This is a genomic window from Streptomyces sp. NPDC048352, assembly GCF_040651895.1.
Lineage (GTDB): Bacteria > Actinomycetota > Actinomycetes > Streptomycetales > Streptomycetaceae > Streptomyces.
Map to the genome: position 1 here is coordinate 19,403 of NZ_JBEZKZ010000051.1, position 18,766 is coordinate 38,168.

Consider the following 18,766-nt stretch of genomic DNA (forward strand, 5'->3'; position numbering starts at 1 on the left):
CCCTACAGCGGCTTGATGTTGTGGTTGTAGCGGAAGACGTTGTCCGGGTCGTAGCGCCGCTTCAGCTCGCCCAGGCGCCGCATGTTGTCGGCGCCCAGGCCGGCCACGACCCGGTCCGCGCCCTCGTCCCCGGTGAAGTTGAGGTACACCGCGCCGGTGCGCCACGGCCGGACGTCGGCGCGGACGTCCCCGACCCACTGGCGGACCCGGTCGTCGTCGGCCGGGTCCTCCCACATCCCGAACGGGTGCACCGCCCAGGGGGCGTCGCGGTAGGGGACCGGGTAGTCGCCCGGGGCGGAGGCGATCGCCCCGCCCTGCGGCCACACCAGGTGCTGGGTGGCCGTCGGCACCGGCATCGAGTCGGCGCGGGCGCAGAACACGTCCACGCACGCGTCGGGCAACCCCGTGAGGTACTCGGCCGACCAATAGTTCCGCAGCCCCGGCGGGTCGTCGATCATGCACTGGAGGTCGGCGTACGGGATGGCCGTGACGATCTCCACCTCGTGCGGGACCGCCAGCAGCGGCTCCGCGAGCCTGCGCATCTCCTCCTCGGGGCCCGCGTACGTCAGCAGCACGCCCGCCAGCAGCAGGCCCACCAGGTGCGGCGGTACGAACTCCTCGGGCGGCGCCGTCAGGTAGAGGGCGGCGCCGCTCGCCTCCGGCGGCCCGGACTCGATGACGTCCCGGTAGGCGCGCACCGCCTCGGGCCCGCGCTCGGGCAGGTACAGCAGGAACGCGATCGACATGTGGGGCAGGTCGTGCAGCCGCAGGGTCAGCGAGGTGGCGATGCCGAAGTTCCCGCCGCCGCCGTGCAGCCCCCAGAACAGGTCCGGGTGGTCCTCCGCCGTGGCGTGCACCAGCTCGCCGTCGGCGGTGACCAGGTCCACGCCCAGCAGGTTGTCCACGGCCAGCCCGAACTTCCGGTCCAGCCAGCCCGTCCCCCCGCCCAGGACGAAGCCGCCGACGCCGGTGGTGGAGGCCCGGCCCCCGGTGGTCGCCAGCGCGTGCGGCTGGCAGGCCCGGTCCAGGTGGCTCATCGTGGCGCCGCCGCCGATGTGCGCGGCCCGCGCCGCCGGATGGACGGTCACCCCGTGCATCCGGCGCAGGTCGACGACCAGGCCCCCGTCGTTCAGGGACATCCCCGCGACGCTGTGCCCGCCCCCGCGCACCGCGACCGGCAGGTCGAGCTCCCGGGCGAAGCGCACCGCCGTGACCACGTCCGACGCGCCCGCGCACTGGGCGATCACCGCCGGCCTGCGGTCGACCATGGCGTTGAACACGGTCCTGGCCTCGTCGTACCCCGGGTCGTCCGGGGCGAAGACGTCGCCGGCCAGGTCCTCGCGGAGCGCGGCAAGGGCCGTGCCCGCCTTCGAGAGGGGCGCCATGGCGACCCCCCCTTCCCGAGAGGGGCAGGGGACCCCTACAGCGTAGGCGGGCGGCCCGGGGCCCGCGCGTCAGCCGCCGTAGGCCCCGCTCGCGGTCAGCCGCAGCGCCGTGTCGATCAGCGGGACGTGGCTGAAGGCCTGCGGGAAGTTGCCGACCTGGCGCTGGAGCTTGGGGTCCCACTCCTCCGCCAGGAGCCCCAGGTCGTTGCGCAGGGCCAGCAGCTTCTCGAACAGCCGGCGCGCCTCGTCGACCCGGCCGATCATCGCGAGGTCGTCGGCCATCCAGAACGAGCACGCGAGGAAGGCCCCCTCGTCCCCCTCCAGCCCGTCCACACCGGCCTCCTCGCCGGCCGTCGGGTAGCGCAGGATGAACCCGTCCGGGGTCGACAGCTCGCGCTGGATCGCCTCGATGGTGCCGATGACCCGCTTGTCGTCCGGCGGCAGGAAGCCCATCTGCGGGATGAGCAGCAGGGAGGCGTCCAGCTCCTTCGACCCGTAGGACTGGGTGAAGGTGTTGCGCTCCGGGTCGTAGCCCTTCTCGCAGACGTCCGCGTGGATCCGGTCGCGCATCTCGCGCCAGCGGTCCAGTGGGCCGTCCGCGTCGCCGCTCTCGATCAGCTTGATCGTGCGGTCGACGGCCACCCAGGCCATCACCTTGGAGTGCACGAAGTGGCGGCGGGGGCCGCGCACCTCCCAGATGCCCTCGTCCGGCTCGTTCCAGTGGGTCTCCAGGTAGCGGATCAGCTTCAGCTGGAGCACCGAGGCGTAGTCGTTGCGGGCCAGGCCCGTCATGTGCCCGAGGTGCAGGGCCTCGGTGACCTCGCCGTACACGTCGAGCTGGAGCTGGTGCGCGGCGCCGTTGCCGACGCGCACCGGGCTGGAGTTCTCGTACCCGGGCAGCCAGTCCAGCTCGGTCTCGCCCAGCTCGCGCTCGCCGGCGATGCCGTACATGATCTGCAGGTTCTCCGGGTCGCCGGCCACCGCGCGCAGCAGCCAGTCCCGCCAGGCCGCGGCCTCGCCCCGGTAGCCGGTGCGCAGCAGCGAGGACAGGGTGATGGCGGCGTCACGCAGCCAGGTGTAGCGGTAGTCCCAGTTGCGGACCCCGCCGATCTCCTCCGGCAGGGAGGTCGTCGGCGCGGCGACGATCCCGCCCGTGGGGGCGTACGTGAGCGCCTTGAGGGTGATCAGCGAGCGGATCACCGCCTCCCGGTAGGGCCCGTGGTACGTACACAGGTCCACCCACTCGCGCCAGAACTCGCTGGTCGCCTCCAGCGCCGCCTCGGCGTCCGGGGTCTCCGGGGCGCCCTTGTGGGACGGCTGCCAGCTGATGGCGAAGGCCACCCGGTCGCCCGGCCCGACGGTGAAGTCGGAGTAGGTCGTCAGGTCCTTGCCGTACGTCTGCACCTCGGTGTCCAGCCAGACCGAGTCCGGGCCGGCGACGGCCACGGTGCGCCCGTCCACCTTGTGCACCCAGGGCACGACCCGGCCGTAGCTGAAGCGCATCCGCAGCGCCGAGCGCATCGGGACGCGCCCGCTGACGCCCTCCACGATGCGGATCAGCTGCGGCGCGTGGTCCTCGCGGGGCGGCATGAAGTCGATGACGCGGACGGTCCCGCGCGGGGTGTCCCACTCCGACTCCAGCACCAGGGAGTCCCCCCGGTAGCGCCGGCGGGCGGCCCGCGGCGGCTCCGTACCCGGCGCGAACGCCGGGCCGACGCGCCAGAACCCGTGTTCATCGGTGCCCAGAAGGCTCGCGAAGACGGCATGGGAGTCGAAACGTGGCAGGCACAGCCAGTCCACCGCCCCGTCCCGGCAGACCAGCGCCGCGGTCTGCATGTCCCCGATCAGTGCGTAATCCTCGATGCGCCCGGACACGTTGCTCTCCAGTCGAACGGCCACGTCCGCCCCGTAGGGCGCTTGCAATGCGCTGTCGCGCGGTCTCCTGTGCGCAGGGATCCCCGCGTCGAGTCCTAGATTGCCGGAACTGGCGTTGTTACGCCGTCTGCCGGACTGCTCGGCGGTGATGTGCAGCGGTATCCGAGCACGCTATGAGCGCACCCTAGTGATCTCCTTAAGTATCGGGACAATGTCACTCGGCCGAATGGGTGACCTGCCGGAACCGCCTGGCAGGACGGTACCGGGCCGTCGGCGCGCAGCGCGCCCGGAGGCGGACCCTCCCGGGCGCTGATAGGCTGGTACCCCGTGGACCGGTGGTCTGCCTGTGCGAATCAGGGGCCCCGAAACCGCAGCTTCGGCACCCCCGGAAACGGGAGAAGTCGCCGGACGCACCTCACCTCGCGACCACGGGAGCCCCCTCTTGGCGATGCCGCCCAAATCCATGACGACCAAGCACATCTTCGTCACCGGAGGTGTCGCTTCGTCCCTCGGCAAGGGCCTGACGGCCTCCAGCCTGGGTGCGCTGCTGAAGGCGCGCGGCCTGCGGGTCACGATGCAGAAGCTCGACCCCTACCTGAACGTCGACCCCGGCACGATGAACCCCTTCCAGCACGGTGAGGTGTTCGTCACCAACGACGGCGCCGAGACCGACCTGGACATCGGCCACTACGAGCGCTTCCTCGACGTCGACCTCGACGGCTCGGCCAACGTCACCACCGGCCAGGTCTACAACACGGTCATCGCCAAGGAGCGCCGGGGCGAGTACCTCGGTGACACCGTGCAGGTCATCCCGCACATCACCAACGAGATCAAGCACCGCATCCGCCGCATGGCGACCGAGGACGTCGACGTCGTCATCACCGAGGTCGGCGGCACGGTCGGCGACATCGAGTCGCTGCCGTTCCTGGAGACCGTCCGCCAGGTCCGCCACGAGGTCGGCCGCGACAACGTCTTCGTCGTGCACATCTCGCTGCTGCCCTACATCGGCCCCTCCGGCGAGCTGAAGACCAAGCCCACCCAGCACTCCGTCGCCGCGCTGCGCAACATCGGCATCCAGCCCGACGCCATCGTGCTGCGCGCCGACCGCGACGTCCCCATCTCCATCAAGCGCAAGATCTCGCTGATGTGCGACGTGGACGAGGCGGCCGTGGTCGCGGCGATCGACGCCAAGTCGATCTACGACATCCCGAAGGTGCTGCACACCGAGGGCCTGGACGCGTACGTCGTCCGCAAGCTCGACCTGCCCTTCCGCGACGTCGACTGGACGGTGTGGGAGGACCTGCTGGACCGCGTCCACAACCCCGACCACGAGGTCAAGGTCGCGCTCGTCGGCAAGTACATCGACCTGCCGGACGCCTACCTGTCGGTGACCGAGGCGCTGCGCGCCGGCGGCTTCGCCAACAAGGCCCGCGTCCAGATCAAGTGGGTCACGTCCGACGACTGCAAGACCCCGGCGGGCGCCGCCGCGGTGCTCGGCGACGTGGACGCGATCTGCGTGCCCGGCGGCTTCGGCGACCGCGGTGTCAACGGCAAGGTCGGCGCGATCACCTACGCCCGCGAGAAGAAGATCCCGCTGCTCGGCCTGTGCCTGGGCCTGCAGTGCGTGGTCATCGAGGCCGCGCGCAACCTCGCGGGCATCGAGGACGCGAACTCCACCGAGTTCGACGCCTCCACCCCGCACCCGGTCATCTCGACCATGGAGGAGCAGCTGGCCTTCGTCGAGGGCGCCGGTGACCTGGGCGGCACCATGCGCCTGGGCATGTACACGGCCAAGCTGGCCGAGGGGTCCATCGTGCGCGAGGTCTACGGCGACGCGTACGTCGACGAGCGCCACCGCCACCGCTACGAGGTCAACAACGCCTACCGCGGCGAGCTGGAGAAGAAGGCCGGCCTGGTCTTCTCCGGTACCTCCCCGGACAACAAGCTCGTCGAGTACGTCGAGTACCCGCGCGAGGTGCACCCCTACCTGGTGGCCACCCAGGCCCACCCGGAGCTCCGCTCCCGCCCGACCCGGCCGCACCCGCTCTTCGCGGGCCTGGTCAAGGCCGCGGTGGAGCGCCAGCAGCAGGGCTGACGCTCGGTAACGTAGGCAGCCGGGTACGGATCATCCGTACCCGGCTGTCGCACGTTGTGGAGGGCATTGGGCATGGGCAACGTCATCAAGGACACGGCCGAGACCTGGGAGACGCTGGCGCGGCGGCGGCCGTTCGAGGGGGCGAAGACGGCCGTGGCCTCCGACCAGGTGCGGATGCCGGACGGGTCGGTCGTCCGGCGCGACTACCAGGTGCACCCCGGGTCGGTGTGCGTGGTGGCCCTGGACGAGCAGGAGCGCGTGCTGGTGATCCGCCAGTACCGCCACCCGGTGCGGCACCGGCTGTGGGAGCTGCCGGCCGGGCTGCTGGACGTCCCCGGCGAGAACCCGCTGGGCGCGGCGCAGCGGGAGCTGTACGAGGAGGCGTACGTCAAGGCCGACGACTGGCGGGTGCTGACCGACTTCTACTCCTCGCCCGGCGGCTCCGACGAGGCGGTACGGGTGTTCCTGGCGCGGGGCATCTCGGAGGCCGAGGGGGAGCGGTACACGGAGACCTCCTCCGAGGAGGCCGACATGGAAGTGGAGTGGGTGCCGGTCCCCGACCTGGTACGGGGCATCCTGGCGGGCGACCTCTCGAACGCGGCGCTGGTGGCGGGCGTCCTGGCCGTGGCGACGGTCCTCGCCTCGGACCCGGACTTCGCCTCCCTGCGCCCGGCCCTGGCCCCCTGGCCGGCCCGCCCGTACGAGGCCTGACCGCCCTGGGCGCGCGAGGGGGCGCGGAGCGAGCGGCGCGCTGAGGAAGCCGCGGTGAGGAAGCCGCGGTGAGGAAGCCGCGGTGATAAATAGGCCCATCCGCTGATCCGATTGGGGGATCTGTAGGCCGCGCTCCACACGGGTCGTCGCTCTGCGTGAACTACGCTCAGCACCCCGGAGGCAGGGAGAGGAGCGGATCGTGGCGGATTTCGTCGGGCGGCGGCGTGAGCTCAAGGAGCTGCGCGAGGACATCGCCCGGACCGGGCTCGACACCCTCTCGGGCCGCAAGGCGAAGGCGCCCCGCGCGCGGGTGCTGCTCGTCGCCGGGCGGCCCGGCTCCGGGCGGACCGCGCTCGCGGAGGCGTTCGTGCGCGAGGTCGCCGACCAGTATCCCGACGGCCTGCTCCGGGTGCGGCTGACCCAGCCCGGCGGGGAGCCGGTCGCCACCGAGCGCGCCGTGCGGACCCTGCTCGAAGGGCTCGGGGAACCCACCCCGCCCGGGGCCGGCGAGGACGACCTGAGCGCGGCCCTGCGGGAGGCGCTGTCCGGTCGGCGCGCGATCCTGCTCGTCGACGACGCCGCCGACCCGCACCAGGTCGACGCCCTGCTCCCCGACACCCCCGAATGCCTGGTCGTGGTCACCGCCGAAGGCCCGCTCACCGGGATCCCGGACGTCCGCCCCTGCACCCTCGGCGGCCTGGAGCCCCCCTCCGCCGTCGGCCTGCTCTCCCGGCTCATCGGCGACACCCGCGTCACCGTCGACCCCCGGGCCGCCGAGTCCCTCGCCGAGGAGTGCGGCGGGCTTCCCGCCGCCCTCGCCCTGGCCGGCGGCTGGCTCGCCGCCCACCCCAAGGCCGCCGTCGCCGACCTGGCCAAGCAGCTCCACGAGATGCCCCCCACCACCACCGGCCCGCTGGGCCGCGCCTTCCGGCTCGTCTACGAGTCCCTGCCCCAGCCGGCCCGCCGCACCCTGCACCTGCTGCCGCTCGCCCCGGCCGGGATCCTCGACTCGCACACCGTCTCCGCCCTCGCCGGCTGCTCGGTGGCCGCGGCGCAGTCCACGCTGGAGGACTTCGGCGCGCTGGGCCTCGTACGGCACGCCCCGGACGGGATGTTCCTGCTCCCCGGCTGCCTCGCGCCCTTCCTCCAGGCCCTGCTCGAAACCAAGGAGCGGGCCCCGGAGGTGCAGCTGGCGCGCGCCCGGACGCTGGAGCGGACCGTCCGGCTGCTGACCTCCTGCCGGGCCGCGGCCGACCCCGGCGAGGACGACGACGAGCTGCGCGAGCACCTGGACGCGATGCCCCGCGCCCTGCGCTTCCCCGACCGGCGCGCCGCCGCCACCTGGCTGGACACCCGGCTGCCCGCGCTGACCGCCGCCGCGCAGCTGGCCGTGGCCGACGGCGGGCTGGACACCCTGGCCCGCCGCCTGGTGTCCGCCCTGGTCCGGGCGCTGGCCGCGCACCGCGGCACCGAGGCCGCCGCGCCCGAGCTGTACGGGCTGCACCGCCTCGTCCTGGACGTCGCCGAGCGCCGCGGCCTGCACCGGGAGCGGGCCGCGGCCCTGCTGAACCTGGCCGATCTGGACGCCGCGACCGGCCGGACCCGGGAGGCGCTGGGCCGCTACCGGGCCGCGCTGGTCGCGGGAAAGGCCGCGAACGACCCCTACGCGACGGGCCGCGCGATGGAATCCGTAGGGGGTGCGTACCAGGAGCTGGCGGACTGGCCGCGGGCCTCCGACTGGTTCGGCCGCGCCCTGGCCCACGCACTGGCCCGGGGGGAGCGGGAGGACGAGGCCAGGCTCTACGGCCGGCTCGGCAACGTGCACACCTACGCGGGCCGGTACGGGGAGGCCCTGCGCAGCTGGCGCGCGGCCGCCGCCGGCTACCGCCGGCTCGCCGATGTCCCGGGGCAGGCAAAGGCGTTGAGCGAGATGGCACGGGTGCAGGAGTACGCCGGCCGGCCCGAGGAATCCCTGCACACCTGCCGCGAGGCCATCGAGCTGGCGCGGCGGGCCGGGGACCAGCGACTTCAGGCCGCGCTGCAGGTGCGGTTGGCCGACACGCTGGACCGTCTCGGCGACCCGGCGGCGGCCAGGCTGCACCGGTCGGCGGCCGACAGATTGCTGGGAGACGACCCCGCAGCCTGCGAAATCCGTAGTGTGTCCGACTGAAATTATTGGTTTGCAAGGCTAGACAGAGCTTCATCCTTCATTAGACTGGCTTCACCACGTCATTCCGTGGTGCATCCCGTTGCGCGTTCTTGTGGGCGGGTATGTATGGAAGTGCCCCGTAATATCCCCTGAGCCAAGGACCGTGATCGACGATGAAGGTCGGCATCCCCCGCGAGGTCAAGAACAACGAGTTCCGGGTCGCCATCACGCCCGCCGGCGTGCATGAGCTGGTCCGCAACGGCCACCAGGTCTTCGTCGAGCAGAACGCCGGTGTCGGCTCCTCGATCACGGACGCCGAGTACGTCGCCGCCGGCGCCGAGATCCTCGGTACCGCCGACGAGGTCTGGGCGACCGCGGACCTGCTGCTGAAGGTCAAGGAGCCCATCGCGGAGGAGTACCACCGCCTCCGCAAGGACCAGACCCTCTTCACCTACCTGCACCTCGCGGCCTCCCGCGAGTGCACGGACGCGCTCCTCGCCTCCGGCACCACCGCCATCGCGTACGAGACGGTCGAGCTCGCCAACCGCGCGCTGCCGCTGCTCGCCCCGATGTCCGAGGTCGCGGGCCGCCTGGCCCCGCAGGTCGGCGCCTACCACCTGATGCGCTCGGCCGGCGGCCGCGGCGTCCTGCCCGGCGGCGTCCCCGGCACCCACGCCGGCGAGTGCGTGGTCATCGGCGGCGGCGTCTCCGGCTGGAACGCCGCGCAGATCGCCATCGGCATGGGCTTCCATGTGACCCTGCTCGACCGCGACATCAACAAGCTCCGCGAGGCCGACAAGATCTTCGGCACGAAGATCAAGACGATCGTCTCCAACGCCTACGAGCTGGAGAAGGCCGTCGTCGAGGCCGACCTCGTCATCGGTGCGGTGCTGATCCCGGGTGCGAAGGCCCCGAAGCTGGTCACCAACGAGCTCGTCGCCAAGATGAAGCCCGGAAGTGTCCTTGTCGACATTGCGATCGACCAGGGCGGCTGCTTCGAGGACTCCCGTCCGACCACCCACGCCGAGCCGACCTTCCAGGTCCACAACTCGGTCTTCTACTGCGTCGCCAACATGCCGGGTGCGGTGCCGAACACCTCCACCTACGCCCTGACGAACGCGACCCTGCCCTACATCGTGCAGCTCGCGAACCTCGGCTGGGCCGAGGCGCTGCGTCGCGACGCCGCCCTCGCCCTGGGCCTCAACACCCATGACGGCAAGGTCGTTTACGGCCCCGTCGCCGAGGCCCACGGCCTCGAGTCCGTCGAGATCAGCACGCTCATCGGCTGAACCGTCAACGACTGACGTCAATCTCACGTATCCGGCCGGACCTTGCCCGCAAGGTCCGGCCGGACGCGTTCGCGGGCCGCCCGCGGAGCCCCCTCAACTCGCCTCGAACGTAACCCTTTAACCCTTTCGCACACCTGCGAAACTTCGCAGTGACAGCGCGCACGCCCTTGACAGAGTGGTGTTCGGTTGCCGACACATCGTGCCGGGTCCGGTGGATTGTGTTGCCGCTGGGCGGTGACACGCCATAGAGTCGCCAACCGTCGGCATGGTGCAACGCTGACCTATCGATAAGTGTCCTGGTCACGTCCGAGGAGGTAAGACGACTTGTGAATGAGTCGACATTTGCTCCTGGAGGTGGTCGAGCAGGGACGCCTGAGCGGGGACAGGGTCCTGCCGGGCTCGAAGCTGTCGGCTCCGTCGCGGTCCGCACCTTCGCAAACCACCAGCACATGACGACGCCTCAAAAGAGCATGGACGGCCTAGACGTGAACTCCACGGCCGGCGACCACGGTGGCGATACGCCCATTGGTTTCGCCGACTACGACCAGGTGCCCGAGGGGCACTTCTACGACCCCGACGCGGAGTACGAGCCCGACCCCGAGTACGCGGCCACCCTCGCCCCCGACGCTGCCCGCCAGCGCCGCGAGCGGATCGGCCCGACCGGACGTCCGCTGCCGTACTTCCCGATCCCGGGTCCGCTGACCGACCACGGTCCGGCGAAGATCATCGCGATGTGCAACCAGAAGGGCGGCGTCGGCAAGACCACGTCGACCATCAACCTGGGTGCCGCGCTCGCCGAGTACGGGCGCCGCGTGCTGCTCGTCGACTTCGACCCGCAGGGCGCGCTGTCCGTGGGCCTCGGCGTGAACCCGATGGAACTCGACCTGACGGTCTACAACCTGCTCATGGAGCGGGGCATGTCGGCCGACGAGGTGCTGCTCAAGACCGCGGTCCCCAACATGGACCTGCTGCCGAGCAACATCGACCTGTCCGCCGCCGAGGTGCAGCTGGTCAGCGAGGTCGCGCGCGAGTCGACGCTCCAGCGGGCGCTGAAGCCCCTGATGGCCGACTACGACTACATCGTGATCGACTGTCAGCCCTCGCTCGGCCTGCTGACCGTGAACGCCCTGACGGCGGCTCACAAGGTCATCGTCCCGCTGGAGTGCGAGTTCTTCGCGCTGCGCGGTGTGGCGCTGCTGACCGAGACCATCGAGAAGGTGCAGGAGCGGCTCAACCCGGAGCTGGAGCTCGACGGCATCCTGGCCACCATGTACGACTCCCGTACGGTGCACAGCCGCGAGGTGCTGGCGCGGGTGGTCGAGGCCTTCGACGACCACGTCTACCACACGGTCATCGGCCGGACGGTGCGCTTCCCGGAGACCACGGTCGCCGGCGAGCCGATCACCACGTACGCGTCCAACTCCGTCGGCGCCGCCGCCTACCGCCAGCTGGCCAGGGAGGTGCTCGCCCGGTGTCCCGCCGAGTGAGTCTGCCCGGAGCCGACGAACTGTTCCGTACGACCGGGGGGACGGCCCTCCAGTCGTCCTCGCCGCGGCGGGGCGCCGAGGAGGCGCCGGCGGCCGGGGGCACGGAGCACGCGGCCGCACCGGCGGACGGCACGACGCGGACCACGGGGGACGCCCGCGGCCGGGCGGCCGCCGAGCCGGCGGTGGGCACGCAGCGCAGGCCGCAGGAAGGTTCTGCCGGCGCGGCGCCCCGGGCGGGCGGCAAGGCCCAGGGCCGGGGTGCGAACCGGCGGCCGAGCGGGCGGGAGCGGCACGACGAGAAGATCACGGTCTACGTCTCCGCGGAGGAGCTCATGGACCTGGAGCACGCCCGGCTGGTGCTCCGCGGTGAGCACGGCCTCGCGGTGGACCGCGGCCGCATCGTGCGCGAGGCGGTGGCGGTGGTCCTCGCGGACCTGGAGTCCCGCGGCGACGCCAGCATCCTGGTCCGCCGTCTCCGCGGCCGCTGAGCCCCCCTTTTTTGACGCGCCGCTCGCGCGACTCGGCCGCGGGCGGCCTCCCCGGCTTCGCGCCGCTGCTCCGGCGGTCGGACGCGGGGCAGGGCCGGTTCGGGTGGCCGGGCCGGCAGTCCGGGTGCGGGTGGTTCTCCGCTGCGCGGGCCTGGCCCCTCCCCGCCCTTCACCCGTTCTCGCCTCAAGCGCCGGCGGGGCTTGGGGGACGGCGCGGGTCACTGCACGGCGCTACCGCGCCCGCGCCTCAAGCGCCGGCGGGGCTGGAAGTGCGCTGCGCGCACTCCAGGCGCCGCCGGCAGGTCCGGGCCGGGCTCGGCGCATCCAGCCCCGTCGGCGTTTGAGGCGCGGGGGCGGGGCGGAGCCGAATCCAGCCCCGCCGGCGTTTGAGGCGCGGGGGCGGCGGAGCCGAATCCAGCCCCGCCGGCGTTTGAGGCGCGGGGTCTGGGGCGGAGCCCCAGGGAACGGGGGAAGGGCGGGTAGGGGACCGGCACCGCGCAGCGGCGTCCCGGCGGCCGGCCGGGCAGGCCCTAGGCTGCTGGTGGCCGCCCGGCCGACTCCCGTACCACCCTGGACCGCGATGCCCCCGTACGAAGACACCGCCCGCCCCGCCCGGCGGAGCCTCGGCCGGGGCCCAGGGGCGGCCCAGGAGCCCGCTGGAGCCCCTCCTGCGGGCCGCACGCCGCCGACGGGCGGGCCGGAGCCCCGCACCCCTTCCACGGACCCTGAAACCGACCCTGCGCCCGCACCGGCCCCCACGGCCGCCGGGCCCGCAGCACCCGCACCGGCCCCGGCAGCCGGTGGGGCAGGCCCCGTACTGGCCCTCACGGCCGACGGGCCCGCGGAACCCGCGCCGGCCCCCGCAGTCGGGCCCGCAGGCCCCGCACCGGCCCCGGCAGCCGGTGGGGCAGGCCCCGTACCGGCCCCCGTGGCCGACCACGGGCCGGCAGGCCTCCCGCCGGCTTCGGCGGAGGTCGGTGCGGCGGCGGGTCCCGGTGCGGGTGACGGGCGGTTTACGCTGCGGCTCGACAACTTCGAGGGCCCCTTCGACCTGCTGCTCCAGCTGATCTCCCGGCACAAGCTCGACGTCACCGAGGTCGCCCTGTCCAAGGTCACCGACGAGTTCATGGCGCACATCCGCGCCATGGGCCCCGACTGGGACCTCGACCAGACCACCGAGTTCCTCGTCGTCGCCGCGACCCTGCTCGACCTGAAGACCGCCCGGCTGCTGCCCGCCGCCGAGGTCGAGGACGAGGCCGACCTGGCCCTGCTGGAGGCCCGCGACCTGCTCTTCGCCCGGCTGCTCCAGTACAAGGCGTACAAGCAGATCGCCGCGATCTTCCAGGACCGCGCCGAAGCCGAGGGGCGGCGCTTCCCGCGCACCGTCGGGCTGGAGCCGCACCACGCCGACCTGCTGCCCGACGTCGTCATCAGCATCGGCGCCGACGGCTTCGCCCGCCGCGCCGTGCGCGCCATGCAGCCCAAGGCCGCGCCGCAGGTGTACGTCGACCACATCCACGCCCCCCTCGTCAGCGTGCGGGAGCAGGCCGGGCACGTCGTACGGCTGCTGAAGACGCGCGGTGAGGCGACGTTCCAGGAGCTGACCGAGGACGCCGCGGACACCCTCACCGTCGTCGCCCGCTTCCTGGCGCTGCTGGAGCTGTACCGGGAGAAGGCCGTCACCCTCGACCAGGAGGGCGCCCTGCTCACCCTCACCGTGCGCTGGTGCGGCGGGGACGGCGACGGGATGCCGAGGGTGACCGATGAGTTCGACCACGTCGTGGAGGTGGCGGGATGAGTCCGGCGGAGCTGGAGCTGAAGGGGGCGCTGGAAGCCGTCCTGATGGTGGTGGACGAGCCCGCGACCGTCGAGCACCTCGCCAAGGTGCTCGCGCGCACCCCGCGCGAGGTCGCCGGCGCCCTCGCCGCCCTCGCCGACGAGTACACCGCGCAGCGCCGCGGCTTCGAGCTGCGGCTGGTCGCCGGGGGCTGGCGGTTCTACACCCGGCCCGAGTACGCGGCCGCCGTGGAGGCCTTCGTCCTGGACGGGCAGCAGGCCCGGCTCACCCAGGCGGCCCTGGAGACGCTGGCGGTGGTCGCGTACCGCCAGCCGGTGAGCCGTTCGCGGGTCTCGGCGGTCCGCGGAGTCAACTGTGACGGGGTCATGCGGACCCTGCTCCAGCGGGGTCTGGTGGCCGAGGCGGGGACGGAACCCGAAACAGGTGCGATCCTGTACAGGACGACGAACTACTTTCTGGAGCGGATGGGCCTGCGCGGCCTGGACGAGCTCCCGGAGCTCGCGCCCTTCCTCCCCGAGGCGGACGCGATCGAAGCCGAGACGCAAGAAGGTGTGCCGTCGTTCGATCCGGACGCACCGGACACTGACGTAGACGACGACAAGACGACGGAACTTTGATGCGAAGCAGCGGCAACGGCAACGGTGGCGGCAACAGGAACAGCGGCGGCGGTGGCGGCGGACGCGGTGGCTCCCGCGGCGGCAGCTCCGGCGGCGGTGGCTACCGCGGCGGCAGCTCCTCCGGCGGAGGCGGTGGCCACCGCGGTGGCGGCTCCTCCGGCGGCGGCTCCCGCGGCGGCAGCTCCTCCGGCGGGTACCAGGGCGGCGGCTCCGACGCGCGCGGCCGCGACCGGGACCGCGACCAGGCGCCCCAGCGGCCCCGCAACCCCCGCCCCGAGGAGCGCCGCTACGACGTGGGCCCCGAGGGCGAGCGCACCCGCGGCGCCCGCGGCGCGGCGGCCCGCGGCGGGGCCAAGGGCGGCCCCAAGACCTCCCGCACCCCCGGTATCGGCGGGGCCGGCGGCCCGCGCCGCGGCCCGGGCAGCCGCAGCGGCCAGTCGCGCCCCCGCGAGCTGGACGCGCGGATCGAGGAGCGCGTGCGCGACCGGTACGCCGACAAGCCCGTGATCAAGACCCCGAAGACCTTCCCGGGCGCCGAGGAGGAGGGGGAGCGCCTGCAGAAGGTGCTGGCCCGGGCGGGCATGGGTTCGCGCCGCGCCTGCGAGGAGCTCATCGAGCAGGCCCGCGTCGAGGTCAACGGCGAGATCGTGCTGGAGCAGGGCAAGCGCGTCCAGCCGAAGGACGAGATCAAGGTGGACGGCCTGACGGTCGCCACCCAGTCGTTCCTGTTCTTCGCCCTGAACAAGCCCGCCGGCGTCGTCTCCACCATGGAGGACCCGGACGGCCGCCAGTGCCTCGGCGACTACGTCACCAACCGGGAGACCCGCCTCTTCCACGTCGGCCGGCTCGACACCGAGACCGAGGGCATCATCCTCCTCACCAACCACGGTGAGCTGGCCCACCGCCTCACGCACCCCAAGTACGGCGTGAAGAAGACCTACGTCGCCGCGATCACCGGCTCGCTGCCGCGTGACATCGGCAAGCGGCTCAAGGAGGGCATCGAGCTGGAGGACGGCTGGGCCCGCGCCGACAACTTCCGCGTCCTCGACCAGGTCGGCAAGAACTACATGGTCGAGGTGACCCTGCACGAGGGCCGCAAGCACATCGTCCGCCGCATGCTGGCCGAGGCCGGTTTCCCGGTCGAGAAGCTCGTACGGACCTCCTTCGGCCCGATCGAGCTGGGCGACCAGAAGTCCGGCTGGCTGCGCCGCCTGACCAACACCGAGGTCGGCATGCTCATGCGCGAGGTCGGCCTCTAGCCGCTCCCGTCCCTCACCCGGAAGCCCGCAGTGCCCCCGGCACTGCGGGCTTCCGCGTTCCCGGCCGCTCCCACTCCCTTGCCCGACGCCGTCATCCCTGTTTATAGTCAGGATGACTATTAAAGGGAGCGGGGGGCCTTCATGGGCTGGAACACGAGCTGGACCGAGATCCTCGGCTTCGCCACGGGCGCCGTCTGCGTCTGGCTGGTGGCGCGGCAGCACATCGCCAACTGGCCGGTGGGGATCGCCAACAACCTCTTCTTCATCGTGCTGTTCGCCCAGGCGGGCCTCTACGCCGACGCCGGGCTCCAGATCGTCTTCATCGCCCTCGCCGCCTATGGCTGGTGGTCCTGGACCCACGGGGGTGGACCAGGAACCTCCGAAGCCCTGCCGGTGCGCCGCACCACCCGCGCCGAATGGGCCTGGCTGCTGGTGGCGGGGGCGGTGGGGACCGCCGCCCTCCCCCTGCTGCTCGGCCGGGTCAGCGATTCCACCGTCCCGTTCTGGGACGCGCTCACCACCGGGCTCTCCCTGATGGCCACCTACGGGCAGTGCCGCAAGCTCCTGGAGTCCTGGTGGCTGTGGATCGCCGCCGACCTCGTCTACATCCCGCTCTACGCCTACAAGGGGCTCTACCTGACCTCGGTGCTCTACGCGGGCTTCCTCGCCCTGTGCGTGGCCGGGCTCGCCGGCTGGCACCGTACGCTCCCGGCACGCGGCGCCCGTACGGCCCTGGAGGCGACGGCGTGAGCGGCGGCAAGCGCTACGGCCACGGGCTGGTGCTGGGCAAGTTCTACCCGCCGCACGCCGGCCACCACCACCTGGTGCGCACCGCCCAGGACCAGTGCGAGCGGCTGACCGTGCTGGTCTGCGCCGCCTCCGTCGAGTCGGTGCCGCTCGCCGACCGGGTCGCCTGGATGCGCGAGGAGCACCCCGGCGCTCAGGTGGTCGGCGCGGTCGACGACGTCCCCGTCGACCTGCACGACCCGGGCATCTGGGAGGCACACATGACGATCTTCCGCAGCGCGGTGGGCCGGCGCGTGGACGCCGTCTTCACCTCGGAGGAGTACGGGAGCGAACTCGCCCGCCGGTTCGGCGCCGAGGAGGTGTGCGTCGACCCGGCGCGCACCCTCTTCCCGGTGTCGGGGACCGCCGTGCGCGAAGACCCCGCCGCCCACTGGGAGTTCCTCGGGCCCGGCGTACGGGCCGCCCTGACCCGGCGGATCGTCGTCCTGGGCGCCGAGTCCACCGGCACCACCACCCTGTCGCGGGAGCTGGCCGCGCACTACCGGCGGCGCGGCGGCGTATGGGCCAAGACGGGCTGGGTCGCCGAGTACGGGCGCCGGTACAGCGAGGAGAAGCTCGCGGCGGCCCGCGCGGCCGACCCGGCGGCCTCGTGGGAGGACGTGTCCTTCACCTCGCCGGAGTTCCCCGTGATCGCCCGCCGCCAGGACGAGGCGGAGGAACGGGCCGCCCGGCTCGGCTCGCCGGTGCTCTTCTGCGACACCGACTCCTTCGCCACCGGCATCTGGCACGAGCGCTACCTGGGCGGCCGCAACCCGCAGGTCGAACGGATCGCCGCCCGCCGCCCCCGGGACCTGTACCTGCTGACGGACCACGAGGGGGTGCCCTTCGAGGACGACGGGCTGCGCGACGGGCCGGAGCTCCGACCGTGGATGACCGCCCGCTTCCACCGGGAGCTCGCCCGCACCGGCAGGCGCTTCCTGCTCGTGAGCGGGGACCGGCGGGCCCGGCTGGAGACGGCCGTCGCGGCCGTCGACGGCCTGCTGGCCGAGGGCTGGCACTTCGCCGCGCCCCTCCCGGAGCGGCGGTGAGGGCGCGGCCGGGCGGCCCGGACGCCGGTGGCGGAGCCGCGCCCTACGACCCGTACGCCTTCGCCCCCTTCGCGGTGACCGTCGACCTCGCCGTCCTCACCGTGCGCGCAGGCGCCCTGCACGTCCTGCTGATCCGGCGCGGCCAGGAACCGTACGCCGGCGCGTGGGCGCTCCCCGGCGGCTTCGTCCTGCCCCGGGAGTCCGCCGAGACGGCCGCCCGCCGCGAGCTGGCCGAGGAGACCGGCCTGCCGCCCGAACTGGTCGCCGCCCTGCACCTGGAGCAGCTGCGCACCTACAGCGAACCGGACCGGGACCCCCGGATGCGGGTGGTGTCGGTGGCCTTCACCGCCCTGGTCCCCGACATGCCGGATCCGGCCGAGGCGGGCGGCGGGGACGCCGACGGGGCCCGGTGGGTGCCGGTCGGGGAGGCCGCGGAGCTCGCCTTCGACCACGGGCTGATCCTGGCGGACGCCCGGCAGCGGGTGGGCTCGAAGCTGGAGTACACCTGCCTGGCCACCGCCTTCTGCCCGCCCGAGTTCACCCTCGGCGAGCTCCAGACCGTCTACGAGACGGTCTGGGGCACCACCCTGGACCGCCCCAACTTCCGCCGCAAGGTGCTCGCCACGCCCGGCTTCGTCCAAGCCGTGCCCGGAGCCGCACGGCTGACCGGCGGCCGCGGCAAACCCGCCGCGCTCTACCGGGCCGGCCCGGCGACCACCCTCCACCCGCCCCTGCTCCGCCCCTCGGAAGGACCCCTCCTGTGACCGCGACCAAGCGCGCCGCGACGGGCGCCCTCATCGGCCTGGCCCTCGGCGACGCCCTCGGCTTCCCGACGGAGTTCAACGACGTCCCGTCGATCCTCGCCAAGACGGGCCCGTGGCGTCAGATGCCGCTGCCCCGCCCCGCGATCGTCACCGACGACACCCAGATGACCCTGGCGCTGGCGCGCGGCATACGGACCGCCGCCGAGCGGGGCCCGGTCGGGCCGCTGCGGCTGACCCGGCCGGTCCGCGAGGAGTTCGTCGACTGGTACCACTCCCCGGAGAACAACCGCGCCCCCGGCCGCACCTGCCTGGTGGCCTGCAACCTGCTCGACGACCCGCGGCGGGACTGGCGGGACGCCAGCCAGACCGGCTCCAAGGGCTGCGGCGCCAACATGCGGGTGGTGCCGGTGGGCCTGGTCCCCGGCTGGAGCGACGAGGAGCGCGCGGGCGCCGCCCAGCTCCAGTCGGCCCTCACCCACGGCCACCCCACCGCCCTGGCCGCCTCCGACCTGACCGCGCGCGCCGTGCACCTCCTCGCGCAGGGCACCGAGGTCACCGGCCTGGTCGGGCGGCTGCGCTCGTACGCCCTGGAGAACCGCACCCGCTACCACGAGCGCTGGCTCGGCGACCTGTGGATGCGCACCGCCTCCGACGCCTCGCCGGAGTCCTTCATCGCCCGGGGCTGGGACGAGTGCCTGGCCGTCCTGGACCGCCTCGCGGCCGCCCTGCGCGACCCCTCGCCGGAGACCGACCCCTGCCTGACCACCGGCGAGGGCTGGATCGCGGAGGAGGCCCTGGCCACGGCCCTCCAGTGCTTCCTGCTCTTCCCGGACGAACCCCTCCTGGCCCTGCGCCGCGCGGCCTGCACGGCCGGCGACTCCGACTCCCTCGCCTGCCTGGCCGGGGCCTTCGCGGGCGCCCACCTCGGGGCGGACGTCTGGCCCGGCGACTGGGAGGGCCGCATCGAGTACCGCGAGGAACTCCTGGCCTTCGGCGCCCTCTGGGACGCGTGAC

Annotated in this window: 15 protein-coding genes; 13 read left to right on the top strand and 2 right to left on the bottom strand. The window is 73.1% G+C overall.

Going from position 1 to position 18,766, the window contains the following annotated elements; all coding sequences use genetic code 11:
* Positions 1-2 precede the first annotated feature (2 nt).
* Together AB0D45_RS23865 and AB0D45_RS23870 are read right to left on the bottom strand one after the other, a co-directional pair.
* Positions 3-1,385, bottom strand: coding sequence for an FAD-binding oxidoreductase (locus AB0D45_RS23865; protein ID WP_362462346.1), 1,383 nt, complete (start codon positions 1,383-1,385; stop codon positions 3-5).
* 69 nt (positions 1,386-1,454) lie between these two features.
* Positions 1,455-3,284, bottom strand: coding sequence for a glycoside hydrolase family 15 protein (locus AB0D45_RS23870; RefSeq protein ID WP_361605868.1), 1,830 nt, complete (start codon positions 3,282-3,284; stop codon positions 1,455-1,457).
* Positions 3,285-3,708: 424 nt separating this feature from the next.
* Between AB0D45_RS23870 and AB0D45_RS23875 the strand changes: the two genes are divergently transcribed.
* The 13 genes from AB0D45_RS23875 (at position 3,709) to AB0D45_RS23935 (ending at position 18,765) form a co-directional block, all read left to right on the top strand.
* Positions 3,709-5,355 carry a CTP synthase gene (locus AB0D45_RS23875; RefSeq protein ID WP_362462349.1) on the top strand — a complete coding sequence of 549 codons (1,647 nt, stop codon included), beginning with the start codon at positions 3,709-3,711 and terminating at the stop codon, positions 5,353-5,355.
* Between the two features lie 72 nt (positions 5,356-5,427).
* Positions 5,428-6,066, top strand: coding sequence for an NUDIX hydrolase (locus AB0D45_RS23880; RefSeq protein ID WP_361605874.1), 639 nt, complete (start codon positions 5,428-5,430; stop codon positions 6,064-6,066).
* 199 nt (positions 6,067-6,265) lie between these two features.
* Positions 6,266-8,236 carry a tetratricopeptide repeat protein gene (locus tag AB0D45_RS23885; protein WP_362462352.1) on the top strand — a complete coding sequence of 657 codons (1,971 nt, stop codon included), beginning with the start codon at positions 6,266-6,268 and terminating at the stop codon, positions 8,234-8,236.
* 152 nt (positions 8,237-8,388) lie between these two features.
* The gene (gene ald, locus AB0D45_RS23890) at positions 8,389-9,504 is read left to right on the top strand and encodes an alanine dehydrogenase (protein ID WP_361611136.1); all 1,116 of its coding nucleotides are present in this window, start codon (positions 8,389-8,391) and stop codon (positions 9,502-9,504) included.
* A 326-nt stretch (positions 9,505-9,830) separates the two neighbouring features.
* Positions 9,831-10,991, top strand: coding sequence for a ParA family protein (locus AB0D45_RS23895; protein ID WP_125604141.1), 1,161 nt, complete (start codon positions 9,831-9,833; stop codon positions 10,989-10,991).
* Positions 10,976-11,479 carry a hypothetical protein gene (locus tag AB0D45_RS23900; RefSeq protein ID WP_361611134.1) on the top strand — a complete coding sequence of 168 codons (504 nt, stop codon included), beginning with the start codon at positions 10,976-10,978 and terminating at the stop codon, positions 11,477-11,479. The genes AB0D45_RS23895 and AB0D45_RS23900 overlap by 16 nt, the downstream gene beginning before the upstream one ends.
* A gap of 580 nt (positions 11,480-12,059) precedes the next feature.
* Positions 12,060-13,277, top strand: coding sequence for a segregation/condensation protein A (locus tag AB0D45_RS23905; RefSeq protein WP_362462357.1), 1,218 nt, complete (start codon positions 12,060-12,062; stop codon positions 13,275-13,277).
* Entirely contained in the window at positions 13,274-13,894 is a 621-nt protein-coding gene (gene scpB / locus AB0D45_RS23910) for an SMC-Scp complex subunit ScpB (protein WP_362462360.1), read from the top strand. Before AB0D45_RS23905 ends, scpB begins: the two co-directional genes overlap by 4 nt.
* Entirely contained in the window at positions 13,894-15,153 is a 1,260-nt protein-coding gene (locus AB0D45_RS23915) for a pseudouridine synthase (RefSeq protein WP_362462363.1), read from the top strand. Before scpB ends, AB0D45_RS23915 begins: the two co-directional genes overlap by 1 nt.
* 141 nt (positions 15,154-15,294) lie before the next feature.
* Positions 15,295-15,903 (top strand): nicotinamide riboside transporter PnuC, encoded by a 609-nt coding sequence (gene pnuC, locus AB0D45_RS23920; protein ID WP_362462366.1) that lies wholly within the window; start codon positions 15,295-15,297, stop codon positions 15,901-15,903.
* Complete coding sequence (locus tag AB0D45_RS23925; RefSeq protein WP_362462369.1) at positions 15,900-16,988, top strand: AAA family ATPase; 1,089 nt, start codon at positions 15,900-15,902, stop codon at positions 16,986-16,988. Before pnuC ends, AB0D45_RS23925 begins: the two co-directional genes overlap by 4 nt.
* The gene (locus tag AB0D45_RS23930) at positions 16,985-17,752 is read left to right on the top strand and encodes an NUDIX domain-containing protein (protein ID WP_362462372.1); all 768 of its coding nucleotides are present in this window, start codon (positions 16,985-16,987) and stop codon (positions 17,750-17,752) included. The genes AB0D45_RS23925 and AB0D45_RS23930 overlap by 4 nt, the downstream gene beginning before the upstream one ends.
* Positions 17,749-18,765 carry an ADP-ribosylglycohydrolase family protein gene (locus AB0D45_RS23935; RefSeq protein WP_362462375.1) on the top strand — a complete coding sequence of 339 codons (1,017 nt, stop codon included), beginning with the start codon at positions 17,749-17,751 and terminating at the stop codon, positions 18,763-18,765. Before AB0D45_RS23930 ends, AB0D45_RS23935 begins: the two co-directional genes overlap by 4 nt.
* Position 18,766 lies beyond the last annotated feature (1 nt).

Excerpts from the sequence above, each read along its gene's own strand:
- AB0D45_RS23905 (WP_362462357.1), top strand. The coding sequence starts at position 12,060 with ATGCCCCCGTACGAAGACACCGCCCGCCCCGCCCGGCGGAGCCTCGGC.
- AB0D45_RS23880 (WP_361605874.1), top strand. The coding sequence starts at position 5,428 with ATGGGCAACGTCATCAAGGACACGGCCGAGACCTGGGAGACGCTGGCG.
- AB0D45_RS23875 (WP_362462349.1), top strand. The coding sequence starts at position 3,709 with ATGCCGCCCAAATCCATGACGACCAAGCACATCTTCGTCACCGGAGGT.
- AB0D45_RS23915 (WP_362462363.1), top strand. The coding sequence starts at position 13,894 with ATGCGAAGCAGCGGCAACGGCAACGGTGGCGGCAACAGGAACAGCGGC.
- scpB (WP_362462360.1), top strand. The coding sequence starts at position 13,274 with ATGAGTCCGGCGGAGCTGGAGCTGAAGGGGGCGCTGGAAGCCGTCCTG.
- AB0D45_RS23865 (WP_362462346.1), bottom strand. The coding sequence starts at position 1,385 with ATGGCGCCCCTCTCGAAGGCGGGCACGGCCCTTGCCGCGCTCCGCGAG.
- pnuC (WP_362462366.1), top strand. The coding sequence starts at position 15,295 with ATGGGCTGGAACACGAGCTGGACCGAGATCCTCGGCTTCGCCACGGGC.
- ald (WP_361611136.1), top strand. The coding sequence starts at position 8,389 with ATGAAGGTCGGCATCCCCCGCGAGGTCAAGAACAACGAGTTCCGGGTC.